11 protein-coding genes are annotated in these 17,392 nt (G+C 50.8%); 7 read left to right on the top strand and 4 right to left on the bottom strand.

Translation table 11 applies throughout. The features are described 5' to 3' along the window. Nucleotides 1–30: 30 nt before the first annotated feature. Nucleotides 31–789, bottom strand: coding sequence for a hypothetical protein (locus L4174_RS22565; protein WP_248143022.1), 759 nt, complete (start codon nucleotides 787–789; stop codon nucleotides 31–33). A gap of 311 nt (nucleotides 790–1,100) precedes the next feature. Between L4174_RS22565 and L4174_RS22560 the strand changes: the two genes are divergently transcribed. Further along, entirely contained in the window at nucleotides 1,101–2,156 is a 1,056-nt protein-coding gene (locus tag L4174_RS22560; RefSeq protein WP_248143024.1) for a hypothetical protein, read from the top strand. Nucleotides 2,157–2,203: 47 nt separating this feature from the next. Here the strand turns inward: L4174_RS22560 and L4174_RS22555 are convergent, their stop codons facing one another. Both L4174_RS22555 and L4174_RS22550 read right to left on the bottom strand, forming a co-directional pair. Further along, on the bottom strand, nucleotides 2,204–5,332 hold the full coding sequence (locus L4174_RS22555) for an efflux RND transporter permease subunit (protein ID WP_248143026.1): 3,129 nt from the start codon (nucleotides 5,330–5,332) through the stop codon (nucleotides 2,204–2,206). After that, nucleotides 5,332–6,408 carry an efflux RND transporter periplasmic adaptor subunit gene (locus L4174_RS22550; protein WP_248143028.1) on the bottom strand — a complete coding sequence of 359 codons (1,077 nt, stop codon included), beginning with the start codon at nucleotides 6,406–6,408 and terminating at the stop codon, nucleotides 5,332–5,334. Before L4174_RS22550 ends, L4174_RS22555 begins: the two co-directional genes overlap by 1 nt. Before the next feature lie 238 nt (nucleotides 6,409–6,646). On the opposite strand from L4174_RS22550, the gene L4174_RS22545 reads away from it, so the two are divergent. Further along, entirely contained in the window at nucleotides 6,647–6,976 is a 330-nt protein-coding gene (locus tag L4174_RS22545; protein ID WP_248143030.1) for a hypothetical protein, read from the top strand. A 9-nt stretch (nucleotides 6,977–6,985) separates the two neighbouring features. On the opposite strand, the gene L4174_RS22540 is transcribed toward L4174_RS22545, so the two are convergent. Continuing rightward, on the bottom strand, nucleotides 6,986–8,989 hold the full coding sequence (locus L4174_RS22540) for a replication initiator protein RctB domain-containing protein (protein ID WP_248143032.1): 2,004 nt from the start codon (nucleotides 8,987–8,989) through the stop codon (nucleotides 6,986–6,988). A gap of 1,302 nt (nucleotides 8,990–10,291) precedes the next feature. Between L4174_RS22540 and L4174_RS22535 the strand changes: the two genes are divergently transcribed. The 5 genes from L4174_RS22535 (at nucleotide 10,292) to L4174_RS22515 (ending at nucleotide 17,320) form a co-directional block, all read left to right on the top strand. Continuing rightward, entirely contained in the window at nucleotides 10,292–11,509 is a 1,218-nt protein-coding gene (locus L4174_RS22535; RefSeq protein WP_248143034.1) for an AAA family ATPase, read from the top strand. 3 nt (nucleotides 11,510–11,512) lie between these two features. Next, nucleotides 11,513–12,490: a ParB/RepB/Spo0J family partition protein gene (locus L4174_RS22530; RefSeq protein WP_248143036.1), complete on the top strand. Its 978-nt coding sequence runs from the start codon at nucleotides 11,513–11,515 to the stop codon at nucleotides 12,488–12,490. 110 nt (nucleotides 12,491–12,600) lie between these two features. After that, entirely contained in the window at nucleotides 12,601–14,694 is a 2,094-nt protein-coding gene (locus tag L4174_RS22525; RefSeq protein WP_248143037.1) for a tRNA(Met) cytidine acetyltransferase TmcA, read from the top strand. A gap of 308 nt (nucleotides 14,695–15,002) precedes the next feature. Next, nucleotides 15,003–15,410, top strand: a complete 408-nt coding sequence (locus tag L4174_RS22520; RefSeq protein ID WP_248143038.1) for a hypothetical protein — start codon at nucleotides 15,003–15,005, stop codon at nucleotides 15,408–15,410. A 233-nt stretch (nucleotides 15,411–15,643) separates the two neighbouring features. Next, nucleotides 15,644–17,320, top strand: coding sequence for a DUF342 domain-containing protein (locus tag L4174_RS22515; RefSeq protein WP_248143039.1), 1,677 nt, complete (start codon nucleotides 15,644–15,646; stop codon nucleotides 17,318–17,320). Nucleotides 17,321–17,392 lie beyond the last annotated feature (72 nt).

The raw sequence follows: 17,392 nt of genomic DNA, 5'->3' as shown, positions 1-17,392 counted from the left end.
CCCCTTTTACCGAAAGATACCAGATTCGTTTTATTGGACAGATCCCCCTGAAGGGCGCTTGAACTGCGCATATTCCCGTACGATTCGAGTTTGGATCGGTGCATCCGCCTGAATGTCTTGTAAGCTCATTTTGTATTCCATGCCATCACCACAAAATGCCGTAATGTTCCACCCTTCATATCTGGCCGCAGAGCGGACACTCGGGCATATTTTTCGGGCGACCAGACGCTCTGCGAATGTCTCAATCAGTTGCTGTTCAGCATCATCCATGGCCCTGATATTCTGAGACCTGATTCTTGCTTTCATATCCGGGAAGTCAGAGACAAGCTTCACATCAGATGCGGGGAGCGTATACACCTTGCTGTGGCCAGTACTTTTATCCACATAGATGTAGTCTCCGGCAAACGCGCTGTCTTCTCCGGCCAGATAAACTGCCGAATAAAAAGAAGGGGTGGTTGGCCAGGATACCGTCATCACATGATTGCCTACCTGTTTTGAACTTTGCTTCACTGATTTCTCTTCCCCAATGTACAAATAGGGGCGCTCACGAATCAAATCATAGTTTTTGAATACACGATCGATTTTTTCCAACCGGGCAGAATACTCTGCATCACTTTCCGGTTGGTGCACAATCTGAAAATCATTCTGATCAAGTGGCGTTGCGCTGATCAAGGGCGATTGATTCATCATAAAACGAGATAATTCCAGCTTGTCCCCCAAAAGGCTATCTATCCCATATAAGATGCAAAGACTCCCAATCAAGACCAACAAATTTTGATTGATTTTCACACATACTCTCCCAGACACAGTAAAACTGACATGCGCTCTATTACCCAATGGCATGGCGGCTTTCATGCGAAAAGATTAAATCTGATTCATATCCCCGCAACCATGCATCACTGCCTGCGGAATAAATGTGTCCGACATTACATCTCGCCCGTCCTCAGAAGCATTCATTCGACAAATTTATCTCGGAATAATCAGAAGCTCTGTTGAATGAAGCAAAAAAGCATTCCCAATCATGCTGACAAAGCATATGAATACAGATCCATACTTCTGTTTTTGAATACGAGCCACCCACATCTTTGAAAGGAATCCCGATGACTCATTTTAACCAACCGAAGCATCCGCGTATTCTCCGCTCAATCGTGAGTACCGCCTTCATCATTCTGATATCAACTGCTCAGGCGAACCCTGTTTTTGAGGATACCGTCTTCAGCTCTGAACAGAACCTGACCCAAACCGGAAAAGCCCTGAAGGAAAAAAAAGCCAAGAAACTGACCCTTGATTGCTCCAAAAGGCCCGAAGCCTTGAAACACATCATCGAAAACAAATTCTGGCCGATCGATCAGCTCAATCTCACCATCTCCGGCCAATGTCGTGGGCCATTGAAGATTGCTCAAACTCATCTCAGCATCTCCGGCGATGCCGTTCACGGAGCGTCGATTGTGGTGGATCAGCCGCAAGACACCAGTGCCATCGTGATTCAGTCGGCTGTTGTCACACTACGAAATGTCCATATCAACGTCCCGATTGACGTCCCGGCCTTACTGGTAAAAGCCAATAGTAATGTCGCTTTGGATCAGATCACCACCAATGCCATCAGCTCGACAGACACACCTTTGGAGCAGTTTACCGTCAGTGAAAACAGCACTCTCTATCTGACCAGAATGTCAGGCAGTCATATCCGGGTGTCGAAAAATTCATTTGCTGATTTTCAGCAAGAGAATCAGGATTTAACTTTGAATGTGACGGACACTTCTTCCGCCCAGTCCAGCACGCCAAACCAATTTACAGCGGTACAAGTCTCGGGCAACGGCTATTTTCTGGCGGATCAGGGCACACACATCCAAACCCTGATGATCTGGAGTAAGGCAGCCGTGGATATCAATCAACAAAGTTCAGTCGGACATTTAATGATGGGGGGACAGACGTATTTTGCAGCATTCAAAAATTCCTCAATCACAGGCCCGTATGATCTCTGGGGGAATGTGGTATTTGAATTAGAACACACCACGGCAGAGAACTGGAAAGCAGTGAATCAACCTCACTCAATTATTTCAGGCAACAATGCCACCGTGAATGGCATCCTTTATCCGGGGTGGTCCTGGACCGGGCAGGATGGCAACGAATCAGGTTCCCAGCCGGCTCAATAAGAAGACGTCAACCTGCAACAGTTCCTACTGTTGCAGGTTCACACCACTCACCCCCGTCGCTTTTTCCTGAGCAGTACCGTATTGTCCTCGGCCAGTTCTTTCTCCAGCTGGCGGGTCACAAATTCCGGACTATTGGTGTGACGCGCCAACAGGTGGTACACCACAGGGATGACCAGCAGGGTAAAACAGGTGGCCACCAGAATCCCGCACAAGACCACAATCCCGATCACCAGCCGGGTTTCTGCACCAGCACCAGTTGCGAGAATCAGCGGCACCGAACCGGCCGCTGTCGTGATCGCCGTCATCAGAATCGGGCGAAAACGGATACAGGCGGCGTCTATCACAGCCGCTTCATAAGCGATGCCCTGATCGCGCAGCTGATTGGCAAATTCCACAATCAAAATCCCGTTTTTTGCCGCCAGCCCGACCAGCATGATGATGCCGATTTCGGAGTAAATATTGAGGGTCTGCCCGGTAAAATACAGCCCCAGCAAGGCCCCAAAAGTCGCCAGCGGCACCGTCAGCATAATCACGAAGGGATGGATATAACTTTCAAACTGCGCGGCCAGCACCAGAAAGACCACAGCCAGCGCCAGCGCAAACACAAACAGAATCGAATGGCTGGCAGTCTGAAAATCCTGCGACGGACCTTTGTAGTTCACAACGGCATCCACGGGCAGATACTGTTTCACCAGCCCGTTCAGATAGGTCAACGCTTCGCCCAGTGTGTAATTGTCGGCAAGATTCGCCTCAATCGTGACCGCCCGGATCCGGTTAAACCGGTTCAGGGTCGGGGCATCGGCATATTCAGTCACCGTGACCAGATTGGACAGCGGGATCAATTCGCCATGGTGACGGGAGCGTACATAAAGGTTGCTCAGATCCTGTGGCGTATTCTGCCGCTCAGGCTGACCTTCAATCAGGACATCATATTCCTCACCCCGCCATTCGTACCGGGTCACCACACGGGAGCCGAGCATAGATTCCAGCGTCTGGCCGATTTCTGTCACTGAAACCCCCAGATCCCCGGCCCGCTCGATATTGATGTTTACTCCCAGCAACGGCTTGGTTTCCTTGTAATCATGATCCAGTCCTTCCAGGCCCGGATTCTGCGCCGCTTTTTCCATGATGATGTCCCGCCATTCGGCCAGCTGCGCATACGTACCGCCGCCAATCACAAATTGGACCGGCTTATTGACCCCGCGGCCGAACGGCTGTCGCATCACCGCAAAAGCAGTAACGCCAGCCAGATCATGAAGCCGCTGCTGAATATCCCGAATAATTACAAATGCATTGCGACGTTCCGCCCAGTCTTCCAGCACCACAATCGCGAATCCGTTGGAAAAATCTTCCAAAAGTCCCCAGCCCCGGGGGGCCCTGACCAGCAGCCGCATAATTTCACCGCTGTCCACCAGAGGCATCAGCCGGTGCTCAATTTCATTCATGTAGGGCTGCATGTATTCATAGCTGGCACCCTGCGGTCCGTTGATCAGAATAAACATCGCTCCCCGATCCTCTCGCGGCGCAAATTCACTCGGAATCCGGGTTGCCAGCCACACGCTGCCGGCCAGCATCAGTCCCAGCATGATGAGAGTCAGCGCAGGCCGTTTCAGACCCTGAATCAGGGTGGTGCGGTAAAATACGGTCACGGCCGCCAGCACGGCACTGACCTTTCGGACCAGCCAGGGTTCCCGGTCAACCGGCTGCATGATTTTCGACCCCATCATGGGCGTCAGGGTCAGTGCAACCAGCGAAGACAGCAAAACCGCGGTACTCATGGCTACTGAGAACTCCCGGAACAATTTGCCCAGATCGCCTTCGAGAAAACCGATCGGCAGAAAGACGGAAATCAGTACAACCGTCGTCGCAACGATAGCAAACCCGACCTGCCGGGCCCCGAGAAAGGCGGCCTTCAGCGGTGATTCTCCCAGCTCGATCCGGCGGTGAATGTTCTCCAGCATGACGATGGCATCATCGACCACAATCCCGATTGCCAGAATCAGTGCCAGCAGCGTCAGCAGGTTGATGGTGTAGCCCAGCGCATAGAGGATAATAAAGGTCCCGATCAGCGACACCGGCACGGTCAGCGCCGGAATCAGCATCGCCCGGACGCTGCCCAGAAACAGATAAATCGTGATGATCACCAGCAGCAGCGCAATAAAAAGGGTTTTGTAGACTTCATCAATTGAGGCCTGGATAAACACCGAGGAATCATAAGACTCCTTGATTTCCATCCCTTCCGGTAAGGTCGGATTCAGCTGAGCCACCAGCGCATTCACCGATCGCGCCACAGCCAGGGTATTGGCCGTCGACTGCCGGTTAATCCCCAGTCCAATCATGTCCTGCGTGTTACCGCGGAACATGATTTTCTCTTCCTCTGCAGCCAGTTCAACCCGGGCAACATCCCCCAGCCGGATCAGATAGCCGTCATCCCCGACGCCAATAACCAGCCGGGAAAAATCGTCCGGCGCCAGAAAACTGCGCTGCGTCCGAATCGAAAACTGTCGCTGCGCCGATTCAATCGAACCGGCCGGGAGCTCAACGTTATCGGCTCGGAGCGCATTCTCAACATCCGTCACGGTGAGCTGACGTGATGCCAGTTTCTGCCGGTCGATCCAGATCCGCATGGCATACTCTTTCCCGCCACCGATCCGGACAGCCGCTACGCCATCCAGCACCGAAAAGCGATCGACCAGATACCGGTTCGCGTAATCGGTCAGCTCAAGTGTATCCATCCGGTCGGAAACCAGATTGAGCCACATGATCACTTCCGAATTGCCTTCCGCTTTCTGGACTTCCGGCGGGTCGGCTTCATCAGGCAGGTTATTGAGAATCCCGGAAATCCGGTCGCGGACATCATTGGCCGCAGCATCAATGTCCCGGCCAATACTGAATTCCAGTGTGACATCAGAACGGCCGTCACTGCTGGTGGAACTGATGTTGCGGATCCCTTCAATGCCGGAAACCCGATCTTCCACAATCCGGGTGATCCGGCTTTCGACAATCGCTGCCGAAGCGCCCCGGTAATTGGTCGAGATCGTCACTATCGGCGGATCAATATCCGGATATTCACGCAGCGGCAACCGGTCGTACGCAACCAGACCAAAGGTGATCAGCAGTAAACTGATCACCGAACCAAAAACAGGACGCCGGACAGCCAGATCAGTCAGGAACATCAGCCCGCTCCCCGGTAAGTAAAATGCTCCTCAGACTGGGGGGTCACCTTCTGTCCCGGACGCACTTTCTCCATCCCCCGGGTAATCACCCGTTCACCTTCAGAGACTCCACTGAGGATCTCCACCGCACCACGACTGCGGATGCCCAGCTGAACCAGCCGCTGTTCCACCACGTTTTCGCCGTTCACAACCATCAGGAAATGATCGGCCTGACGCGGCACAATCGCTTCTTCCGGGACGACCAGCCCGTCGCGGGCTTCCACGGTCAGTGCCAGCGTCATCAGCATCCCGGGACGGAGCAATAATTGCGGATTATCCACTCTCGCCCGGATTTCAACAGCGCGGGTCTGCGGATCGACCCGGCTGTTAATCCCCGTCACCTTGCCGGAAAAGACCTGATCAGGAAACGCAGCGACCTGACCGTTAACCTGTGCACCGGGGCGGATCTGCCCCAGAAAACGTTCCGGGACCGAAAAGTCCAGTTTGACCGTATCCAGGGCATCCAGCGTCGTCACCACCATACCAGGTGTCACCAGCGCTCCCTGGCTGATCTGACGAAATCCCAATACGCCGGTAAAAGGCGCCACAATCGTGCGGGCATCCAGCTCGGCCTGATTCTGTGCCAGAATGGCTCTTGCGACCTCAATGCCGGTTCTGAGCTTATCCAGCTCCGAGCGGGCCATGGTATTTTGCCTTACCAGTCCCTCGATCCGGTGATACTCCCGTTGCTGCTCATTCAGATTGGCCTGCGCAGCCCGGACTTTGGCCTGCTGCTCACCGGAAGTCAGCGTCACCAGCAGAGCCCCGGCTTTCACCTGCTCACCATCTTCAAAATGGACCTGCTCAACTTTTTCAGTGACTTTCGCCGTGATTTGAACAGACTCCCGGGATTTCACAGTTCCCAGCGCTTCGACCTGGCGGGCGACATTTTGTCGCACAACCGGCTTTACCACGACATTGGGCGCGGGCCGCGACGACCTGATCTGGGTCTGTGCATTGCGTTGGTATTCGGTGTACCCGATTCCCAACACCAGCGCCAGCAAGAAAAGCATGCCAACGGCCAGGGTGACTTTCATCCATGTGCTCCTGTAAACCGAGCCAGAAGTGAAGAAAATAGGAACTTACGCCAATCTCAGTAAGTATAGCCAGCCGCTATTTATTGACGTCACGTCAATTGAGAACGGCCCACGGCTGTGCGATGGACAAGAAAATGAAAAACGCCAATCCGACGAGTTTACAGTGTAAACCGCACCGGCATCTTGAATTCGTCGGGCGACAGAGCGAAGAAAAACGGTGTTTCAGAAACAGGCTTCAATGAACAGCAACGGAAAGATGATCAAGGGGAAAAAGAGTGAATGGCTGATACAGGCTGGCGAAGAACTGGCAGTATCCAAAAGAGCGCAGGATGACACCTTCAGGGCACAGCAAAAAACAGGCAAAAAAAAGCGAGCCGGGACGGGCTCGCAACAAACTCACATATTGCATTTTCGAGAGACTCACAAGATAACTGACCCGCCATCCTTGCCAGGTGTTACCTTTCTCATCGAAAGGGACAAAGGTTATATCGAGGTTTATTTTGGCTTTTTTTCTGTTCCGAATGTCATCGCAATGTCAAAACTCTTTGATTTGACGGAAAATCTTTGATGTTTCTTCCTATCTGCCGTTCGCAATATCATCCAGTGCCGTCAGGACCTGATCATTGATGTGCCCCTCATGCACCAACTTGCACACTTTGCGCCGCACAGCCAACCCTGAAATCAGTCGTTCAATCGACAGATGGCGCTCATCATGTTGATTGTTAAACAACTCGACCATTTTACTCAGCGTCTCATAAGCCACGACTTCGCTGCCCACACGCAACCAGTCCAGCTTATCCAGATAGCCCTGACATTCTTCCGTGATCACGCTGGCCGCATGTCCAGACATGGCAGAAAGCGCCGTGATACTGCGTTGCAGGGCCTCCTGAGAGGTATATTTTGACAGGACAATGGTCAGCTCATCGGCATTAATCTCAACCAGATGCTTTCTGAGCTTCACACGACGCCCCAAACGGCCCTTCGGGCGCCCTTCCTTGCGTTGTATCGGCTCGAACTCACCGTCAATGATAGAAGACAGCTGTTCGAGCTCCTGACGCGGCAGGATTTCGTTTCGCAGCGGGTTGGGCATCGTGGGTGCCAGCGAGCGTTTGCCTTCGTTGTGCATCTTCGCACGAGAGAAACGAATGACCTCTTCGGCATCACACTTGATCTCAATCTGATAGTCCTGATAACGGGATGCTTTCCCTTCTGCCGGACTGATGGTCAGGTGATAGCCCCACAGGTTCACCGCAAACAACGACTCAGTCACCTTCCCTTCCGCGAGCTTTTTCAGTTCACGGATCAAATCAGTCGAAAAACGACGCCATTCGATGTTACGGGCCAGCTTCTGATTCAGTTCACTCAGGAGCATGCTGTCGTGCCCGCGCCGGGTCATCCGGCTCCGGAAGAAGGTATACAGCTGGAAGATCAACGTATGCTGACGGAGGATCTCCGGCGGGAACAGGAAGAAATAATCGCGTGTCAGCAGTTCTTCAAAAAACGAGGGTTCCCACACCAGAATATACAGATTCGGCTTGATCCGGATTTCACCGTCTTCGCCTTCCTGCGGTGCTTCTTCAGACGCGGTGATGGTACGGGCCAGAAAACGGAAGCGATCACTTTTGAAACCTTCCGGCATATTTTCACTCAGCCAGCGCCCTGTCAGCTCATGCAGCTGAAAGTCCGTAAACTCGATCCGGTCGATACTTTCACGGATTGAATCCCGGGCCGGACCGCTGTCCTTCTTCCCGCGCAGCGCGAGAATATCGGTGATATAGATGGGCGTTTTATTGCTCATGTGCCGCGATTGCAGCTCATATTCCGGCAAATGATGATCATGGTACTGCACGGTCAGAGTGAACAGGGCAAACAGGGTCATCATGTCGTCTACCGTCATGATCGCCTTCGAGGATCGTGTCTCAATGATCGCCCGGGTGCCGGAAATCGCAACCATCGATTTCTGATAGCTTTTCTTGGTTCGCGGCGGCGCCAGTGCCTGATCAATGATCCCGGCCCAGCTGGTCGGAGATACAACAATTTGATCGGCTTCATCCGGCATCATGGGTGGGGTTCCCAGTCCATGCTCATTCAGCAGTCGTTTATTCACGACATTCTGTGCCAGGGCCTTTGAGCGCTTCTGCTTTTCTTTTTCCTTGCTCTGATCTGACTGTAAACCGGCAGTGCCCAGCTGAGAGATCAGCAACGCCGGATTGATGAAGTGGTGCAGCATGGTTTTTCCGGCCAGCCCTTCCTCAAACCGCACAGGCTGCTGAATAAACAGTCCAATACTGACGGCAGCCCGCAGACGTTGCTGTATCGCGGCACGGGTTAACTGACCTTCTGTCGCTTCAACCAGTTCCGTTGTCGACACCATGCCGTCCTGGCTTGAAAGGCCTCGCAGGGAAATCAGATTCAGCAATTCAATGATGCTTTTAGTCACACCTTTAAAATGCTGATATTGGGGCAGCCAGTCGATCAAAGCCTGAGGAATTGAAAATAAATGCCCGTCCTTGTGGGATCGAGGTGCGGAGATCAGGATCTTTTCGTCGTATTTCTCATCACGTGTCGCGGAGGACTTCATCTGTCAAAGGCCGTAAATTGATCATCTTTCCGGAAAGAATAATAAAAAAATACTAAGAATGAAAGCTTTTTTTACTGTGGCTTTTTAATCATGATCTTTTTGATTTGAATGATCTATCTGATGAACTGATCTTATGATCCGGGCAAAAAAGTCAAGCTAAGCTCATGATAATTAAAAGCTAAATTTATCAGCGCACTGGAAGTATGATCAATGATGTTTCGGATCGGTGATCAACATCGTTCGGCAAGCATGATCATATTGTCTCCGGATTCATGATCAACAATGATTTGAAAGCATGATCATTATTGTGACAGAAACATGATCAATGAATTTTTACAGGTTATCCACAGAGTTGTTCATGGCGTTTTGATTTTCCCTGTACGGTTCAGGCTGAAAAAGCATCAGGATGGGGAAATGGATGTGTTTTTACAGTCAGAACGATGATCAAGTGAGTGCTATTTTGACTCTCTGGCGACCGTTTCATTGTATCCGCCGCTCCCGCTGATGTTTTTTTCGTCATTTTCAAAATGACACTTCCCGTAATTGCAGCGAGGTTTTATATGTGTCCGGTAAAGGAAAGATGATCAAGACAGGAACCGTGTCATTTCAATTGCCACCTATAGAGCCAAGGAGCCTGGATTTCTTCTCTTTCAGTCTGTTTTCTTTACTCTGGATTCAAGTACATCAAGCACTGACCGTAATTTAGTGGCTGATAAGGATGCTTCCGGTGGGATCCGAAACCAGATGAATGACAGGATCAAACCTTGATCATTGATCCGATCTTGTCTTTGTCATTTCAGCTGTTTTTTCGTTGAAGTCCTGTACAAATATTCCCTTGATCATCGTTTCGTTTTCCCTCGATCTGTTCCGAAGCATGATCAAGGTAAATACCGAATGGATGTTGGAGGGGACCGGATTGGGGTCTGCAGACGATTGCTAGGGCAGCTTCCGTACGGACGTTGCTGTCTTTCAGGTTGAAATCGGCAGCGAATTTAAGTTGAAACGACAATGCTCGTACTTTAGCCGTGATTGATCAGGCTTCCAGAGAATCAGACTTAAAATTGCTTTACATTGTAAATTTGTGACACTGTGACATTTTAAATCTCAGGCTGTTGAGTCATCTGGCTTCACATAAAGTTTAGGCTTATTTTGTATCGTTTTTGTCGAAAAATACGCCTTTTATCAAGTTTGACATAAATTTGACTTGAGGTGTTTGTCACAGTTATACGTTCAGCTTTTTGTTGTTTTTGTATATTTATGTTGTACAATTTTGCCAAACACACTGTAGGGTGAAAGAACAACATGAATCGGTTAGAAACAATTGAAAACTTGCTCAATATTGCAGAGCAGACCAAACAGGTCCAGGCGGACCGAATTGAGATTGTGTTGGAAGAACGCAGGGATGATCATTTCCCATCGATGTCGAAAGCTTTGATGGAAACCCGTTCCGGTCTGACCCGTCGTAAACTGGATGAAGCGATTGCCCGGATGGAAGAAGCCGGTCATCAGTTCACGAAAAATAATGCCAATCATTACTCGATCACCCTGAGTGAAGCGCACATGCTGATGGATGCCGCTGAGCGTCCGGCTTTCCATGAACGGCAAAATGGCAAACGTAAGCCCTGGGTTGTGAACGTGCAAAACCAGAAAGGCGGAACCGGTAAATCGATGACCGCAGTTCACCTGGCGGCCTGTTTGGCGCTAGATCTGGAAAAGCGTTACCGTATCTGCCTGATTGACCTGGATCCCCAAGGTTCTCTCCGTTTATTTCTGAACCCGCAAATCAGCATCGGTGATCAGGAAAATATTTACTCGGCAGTGGATGTGATGCTGGGGAATATTCCGGAAGAGCTGGCAACGGATAAAACCTTTCTGATGAATAACGTGGTGATGCCGACTCAGTATCCGAATCTGAAAACGATTGCCGCTTTTCCTGAAGATGCAATGTTCAATGCTGATGCGTGGCAGGATCTGGCGGTAAATCAGAATCTGGATATTGTCCGCCTGCTGAAAGAGCGTGTGATTGATCAGATCGAGGATGAATTCGACATCATTATGATTGATACCGGCCCGCACATCGATCCTTTGGTCTGGAACGCGATGTATGCATCCAATGCTTTGCTGATCCCTTGTGCGGCGAAGCGTCTGGACTGGGCATCTACGGTGAATTTCTTCCAGCATCTGCCTACGGTGTACGAAATGTTCCCGGAAGACTGGCACGGACTGGAGTTTATTCGCCTGGTCCCGACCATGTTTGAAGATGACAATAAAAAACAGGTTTCTGTTCTGACTGAAATGAACTATCTGCTTCAGGAGCAGGTGATGATGGCCACTGTGCCTCGCAGCCGTGCTTTTGAGACTTGCGCGGATACTTACAGTACCGTCTTCGATCTGACAACGTCAGATTTTGAAGGGGGTAAGAAAACCTTATCAACTGCCCAGGACGCGGTTCAGCGGGTTGGCCTTGAGCTGGAACGTGTCATGCACAGTCACTGGGCGAATTTGAACCAGGAGAAATAACAGGTGGCAATAAAAACGAATGATCTGAATGCCCGTCTGTTCGGTAAAGCCGATAAACGGCGCGCGACGACTGTTGCCGAAGTACAAAGTGCGGTCAAAGATAAAGCGGCTGTGATTGAGCTTGCCGTTGCGGGTGAAACGACGGTTGCTTTTGAGCTGGTCAAAGTCATTGCGGATGAAATTGGCACAAAAACTCAGGTATTTGCTCAGAATGCCCGTGAGCAGGCATTTCTCAATGAACATGCGTTGGCCGATATTCTGACGACCCTGAAAGATCGTGGCCAGCAGTATCCGGCGGTCGGACGCTGGATGGATGACGGCCGGATCGAAGTTCTGGATGGCAGCCGTCGCCGCATGGCGTGTTTGCTGGCGAAACAGGATTTTCTGATTTACGTTGCCAAGGGAATCAATAGCCACCACGCGAAATTCCTGTCTGATGTTGCAAACGCGCACAAGCCTTTGTCTCTGTATGAGCGGGGAAAAGAAATGCAGGCGCTGCTGGCTGGCGGTAAAGTGGCTGATCAGAAAGCCTTGGCCCGGTACTGTCAGTGCAGTGAAGCGCTGGTGAGTGGTGCGCTGAAAGCAGCCAGTCTGCCGATGGAACTCTTGATGGCTTATCCTAGTGTCGGGGAGCTTGGCCGCCCGACGATTGTCAAGCTGCACAAGCTCTATTCCTCGATGGATGATGAACAGCAGAAATCCTTTGTTGCCGCACTGTCTCAGCAGGAGCAGCCGGTATGGCAAAGCGTCGATGCCCAGGGAATTACCCGGATCACTCGCGAAGTGACCAGCCATATCGAGCAGTTGAGTGAGCAGGTACGTCCGAAAGCGCCGGTCGACAGTAAGCCTCAGGCAGTTGAGCTGGTTCGGGGCCAGGCGACTTATGTCCGTGATGGCGACAAACTTCAGCTGAAATTGAGTCAGCTTTCCGACCAGCAGGCAGATGAGATTCTTGCCTATCTGGCCGATTATCTGAAATAACATTTCAGGTGAATCATCTCAGCCACGTCAGACGACGTGGCTTTTTTTATTCCTCTTGATAGTATACAGGCCTGTTTCCCCATCTGTTTTCTGTGACTTCAGAGGCCTGTATGTCTGAACTGTCCCATTTTTTTTCTGCGCTTGCCCATCGTGCGCAAGCGAGCCGGCACCGAGATTTCGTATGTATTGAGAGTGATCAATCATGGGGAATTGAGGCCGCTCAATCGGCATTGCCTCTGTATTCCTCTTGCTTATGGCTCGGCGAACATGCGCCCGATGGCGTCCATGCACTTTTGCCCGGTCAGGCAAAATCCTGGCTGGGTCAGGATTGTGACTGCCTGGTCGTCGATTCGCATTGCGGATTCGATGTTGAAGCCCTCGCGGCGCTTGCGGGAACCATTCGCGGAGGCGGTCTGATGATTCTGCTGTTGCCGCGAGTACGCGCTGAGATCTGGCAAACGCCTTTTATGCAGCGCTTCCTGACCCGGTTACAAGCCCCTGAGGTGATGTTCCTGACCCGGCAAAGTGACGGACAAATCATGATTCCTGCATTGCCAAATGATGCGATTGTCCCGGTGACGCAACCTGTGCGTCCTTACGGATGTCTCAGTGAGGAGCAGGTTACGGCTGTTGAGGCTGTGCGTCGAGTGGTGACCGGTCATCGCAGACGCCCTTTGGTGATCACTGCAGACCGGGGACGGGGAAAGTCTTCTGCCCTTGGTATTGCCGCTGCCACACTGATGCAGGAGAAAGCAAGGCAGATTGTGGTGACCGCGCCGCGCCAGCGACATTGCCAGACCTTGTTTCATCATGCCGCACGAGTTTTAGGAGCTTCCGGTTTTCCCGGCTATCAGCTGGCCAGCGAACACAGCACACTCAGTTTCTGGGCGCCAGATCGTTTACTGGAAGCGCTGCCGGAGATGGATTTGCTGATTGTTGATGAAGCGGCAGCAATACCGGCGCCTTTGCTTCAGAAGATGTTGGCGTCTTACTCCCGAGTGGTGTTTGCCTCCACCGTCCATGGCTATGAAGGCACCGGACGTGGTTTCGCCATTAAGTTCAAAGCCGCTTTGGATGTGATGACGCCGAACTGGCGTGCACTGTCGATGAATCACCCCATTCGCTGGGCTGAGAATGATCCCTTAGAACAATGGCTTTTTCAGACCCTGTTGCTGGATGCCGAACCATCCGCCGTTGCTCTGCCTTTGCAAAGCGAGACACTTGAATATCGTCAGGTCTCACCGCAGTGGTTACTGGCACGGCCGGACAGGTTATCCAGTTTATTCGGGCTGTTGATTCACGCGCATTATCAGACGTCTCCGGCGGATCTCAGACAACTGTTAGATGATGAAGCGGTGTTTGTTTTTGTGGCCTTACAGCAGGACACGATTTGTGGTTGTGCCCTGGTTTCCCGGGAAGGCGGTTTTTCAGCGGAGCTGGCTGAAGCCGTTTGTCAGGGAAAGCGGCGTCCCAAAGGACATTTACTCGCTCAGTCAGTTGCGGCCCATCTTGGGCTGGCCGAGGCTGCCAGTCAGCATTGCGGGCGAGTCTTAAGAATTGCGGTTCATGACGATGCCCGTCAACTTGGTGTCGGTTCGGCTTTACTGGCATGTATTTACGATTGGGCGCGGCAACAAAAGCTGGACTATTTAGGGACCAGTTTTGCGGCCAGTGGAGAGCTGTTGCCATTTTGGCAAAAAGCCGGTTATCTGCCTGTTCGTTTGGGCGTTGCGAAAGATGCAGCGAGCGGCTGTCATTCGTTATTGAGTGTTCGCCCGCTTTCTGTGCAAACGACACATTGGTTTGAAACGGCACAAGTTTCGTTTTCCCTGAATTTTATGGCGCAGGCTTGTGAACAGTTTCAGTCGCTTGAAAGTGACGTGTTCATCCCCTTGTATCTCCATGCATTACGATTGTCATCAATCCCTGAACTCCTTGAAACAACAGAGCAGCAGTTACGAAATTTTTCTCAGGGTGGGCTCGGTTACGATTTGATCATTGGCCAACTGTCTCTATGGCTGCAACATCAGATGAAATCGGGTCGGTCGGAGAATAAGCACGGCCTCGAAGTGATGGTGGCGAAAATCATTCAGCGTCAATCCTGGTCATCGGTTCAGCAACAATTTAGCCTCAGTGGTCGTAAACAGGCTGAGCAGTTTCTGCGTGATTTTGTCGCCAAGACCCTCACATTACCCGCCGTTTAAGTGTTATTTACACTGTAAATTGCTCATCGGTCAGATTTACAGTGTAAATTTTCATATTTGATTCTTACCTTCATTCAACGCGTTGAGATTGGACGATTCGTTCCCTTTCTTTTCAGATGCTGCAAGGTAAGCGAATACTTACCCAAGTCAGTGGTCATGCTAAAAAAAGTACAAGGTACTACCACAAGAACAGCAAAACTAGACTAGAGTTATTTTACCTGATCGTAAGATTTGTACTGAAACTGAGCGGAACAGGCAAAACGTCTGGAAGCACAAAATAATAATCAGGAAGCGTTAAGGGGTGGGATATGAGTTTTGTAAAGGTAGAGAGCAAGGCAATGCGAACCTTGATTGAGCCGGGAGTGCGTTCAATTAAACCCAATATGACGTTCAGCCTTGTGTCCGGCGGCTTTGCCGCGCGCTTACTGAAGAAAGCTAACAGCAGTGTGGGCTCATTGTCTTCAAATGAATGTAATAATTTGGGATTGAAAGTCCGGCTGAACAAATTAAGCAAGAATTGCATCTATTTTATCGCGATGGTGCCACTGGATTTATCGGCCTCTTACCAGCTTCAGGTTCAGGGACTGAGACTCTTGGAAGGGTACCTGACTGCAGAATCCTCTGGGGATAATGACGTTCATTTGCCTTGCATTTACCAGTTCCATCCGGATGAATGGCTGACGGATGATGATTTGAACTGGCTGATTGCCGACTAATTGACTCACTGAGACACAAACAGGCGAGCGAGCATGGTTTTTCCTGCTCGCTTCTTTGTTATTCTTTTGAACCTGCTCCACGAAGTGTGACTGTCTTCTATGTCTACTCTGTTGAAACTTCTGTAAGATTTTAAAGCGTATTGAGATTAAGCACAGGTTTGTTTTCTTTGAAACTCATGGAGAGCCTATCACCCGATCTTATATCTCAATTGGGAAGGGTACAGGAGGAATCGATGAGGGAAGAGGAGACCGCCATGCTGGAAACACTGCTTACGTTAGAACCGCAAGGCGTCCATCTGAGCTTAATCATGAGCAAACCAGAAGACGGTGATTCGCAGGAAATTGATGTCGATGCGATTGATGCATTTTTGGCTGCGTCACCATTTCATGATTATTTGCGTCTGGATTCAGCAATTCAAGATGCCATTCAATACTGGAATAGCAAGGTCACCTTCGGCGAATCCGTCTTTGTTGTGGCAGAGCGCAAGGATGTTCAGATTGATATATCTCTTTCTGACGATCACATGTGTGCCTTTGTCGCTCTGACAGGTGCATTTGGCGGCGAAAAATTAACGGCTCAGATTCTGATCGAGGCATTGAAAGCTCAGGCCATTGTCCGTGGCGTGAGTAAAAAGCGGCTTCAGTATTTGTTGCAAAAAAGCTGGGAATTAGCGCCTGGTGAAACTTTCTCTTTGAAGGTTGCAGCTGGACGCCCTGCCGTACAGGGTCAGGATACGCAGTTCGAAGCCTTGGTTCCTGATGCGTCTGAACGCATTCTCGCACCTCAGGACAGTGATCACGGGAAAGTGGATATGCGTGACCTGGGGCAACTGATCACGGTCCAGGCTGGTCAGGCGCTGATGCGCCGCTTGCAGCCTACGAATGGTGAATCCGGATATGATGTGCATGGCCGGGTCGTTCATCCGACGCCAGGAAAAGAGATACCTTTCCAGGTTGGCGTTGGTACCCGTCTTTCCGATGATGACAGCAACGTGCTTGTAGCCGATAAAGACGGTATGCCACGTCACGGGAAGACCGGGATGGCCGTTGATGACATTCTCACCGTCGATAAAGTTGATGTGACAACCGGCCATGTTGATTTCAACGGGGCTGTGCTGGTTTACGGCGATGTCAGTTCTGGTATGAAAATTAAGGCTGCGGGTAATATTACCGTCACAGGTGTTGTGGAACTGGCTGAGCTGGAAGCCGGTGGCGATATTATTGTCGCAGGGGGGGTAATCGGAAGAATGCACGAAGGCAAGCTGGTTTACTGCGGTTTGAAATCGCAGGGAAAAGTGGCGGCCAAATTTGCGCAGTATGCTCAGATTGAATCCGGGGCTGATACAGAATTATACCTTCATCTGGCGCACAGCCTGGTTCATGCGAAGGGAGCTGTCCGGGTCTCGGATGCAGCGCAGCGTCATGGCAGCGTGACTGGTGGTGTGACCATTGCTGATGGCGGTGTTTATGCCCGGGTACTGGGCGCTGAGGCGGGTGTCGAGACTCAAATTCAGTTGATGGGACAGTTCCGGGAGCTGAAAGCTGAAATGGACTCCCTGAAATCGGAAATGAAAGAAGCGGAGGAGCGGATACACCAGTTGGTGGTGCTTCAGATAAAACTTTCAAAACAACCCAGAGACAAACGTTCGCCTGAACTGGTTGAGAAAGTGAATACTGGGAAAGCACATTTTATGTCTAGTCTTGCAGACATGAAAACCCGCCACCAGCTGCTTCGCGAACAGTATGACCTTCAGCTGGCGTCTGCGAGAGTTGAAATAAGTCATATGATTCATGCCGGCGTCCATGTTCGAATCGAAGAGAAAGAATTCATTGTCGAAGAAGACATGACGGCTTGTTTCATCTGTTGGAAAGATCAGATGATTGTTTGTCAGCCACTGAAGTCTCACTGAGTTGGTTTCTGGGGGATTATTTACAGTGTAAATCTGGTGACCGTCAATGGGGGCTGAAGTATTTACACTGTA

It is taken from the genome of Photobacterium sp. CCB-ST2H9 (assembly GCF_023151555.2).
Lineage (GTDB): Bacteria > Pseudomonadota > Gammaproteobacteria > Enterobacterales > Vibrionaceae > Photobacterium.
The sequence above is the reverse complement of the archived record's forward strand: the minus strand, read 5'-3'. Positions and strand labels throughout refer to the sequence as shown.

Excerpts from the sequence above, each read along its gene's own strand:
- L4174_RS22535 (WP_248143034.1), top strand. The coding sequence starts at position 10,292 with ATGAATCGGTTAGAAACAATTGAAAACTTGCTCAATATTGCAGAGCAG.
- L4174_RS22525 (WP_248143037.1), top strand. The coding sequence starts at position 12,601 with ATGTCTGAACTGTCCCATTTTTTTTCTGCGCTTGCCCATCGTGCGCAA.
- L4174_RS22560 (WP_248143024.1), top strand. The coding sequence starts at position 1,101 with ATGACTCATTTTAACCAACCGAAGCATCCGCGTATTCTCCGCTCAATC.
- L4174_RS22545 (WP_248143030.1), top strand. The coding sequence starts at position 6,647 with ATGAACAGCAACGGAAAGATGATCAAGGGGAAAAAGAGTGAATGGCTG.
- L4174_RS22515 (WP_248143039.1), top strand. The coding sequence starts at position 15,644 with ATGAGGGAAGAGGAGACCGCCATGCTGGAAACACTGCTTACGTTAGAA.
- L4174_RS22555 (WP_248143026.1), bottom strand. The coding sequence starts at position 5,332 with ATGTTCCTGACTGATCTGGCTGTCCGGCGTCCTGTTTTTGGTTCGGTG.
- L4174_RS22520 (WP_248143038.1), top strand. The coding sequence starts at position 15,003 with ATGAGTTTTGTAAAGGTAGAGAGCAAGGCAATGCGAACCTTGATTGAG.
- L4174_RS22540 (WP_248143032.1), bottom strand. The coding sequence starts at position 8,989 with ATGAAGTCCTCCGCGACACGTGATGAGAAATACGACGAAAAGATCCTG.
- L4174_RS22550 (WP_248143028.1), bottom strand. The coding sequence starts at position 6,408 with ATGAAAGTCACCCTGGCCGTTGGCATGCTTTTCTTGCTGGCGCTGGTG.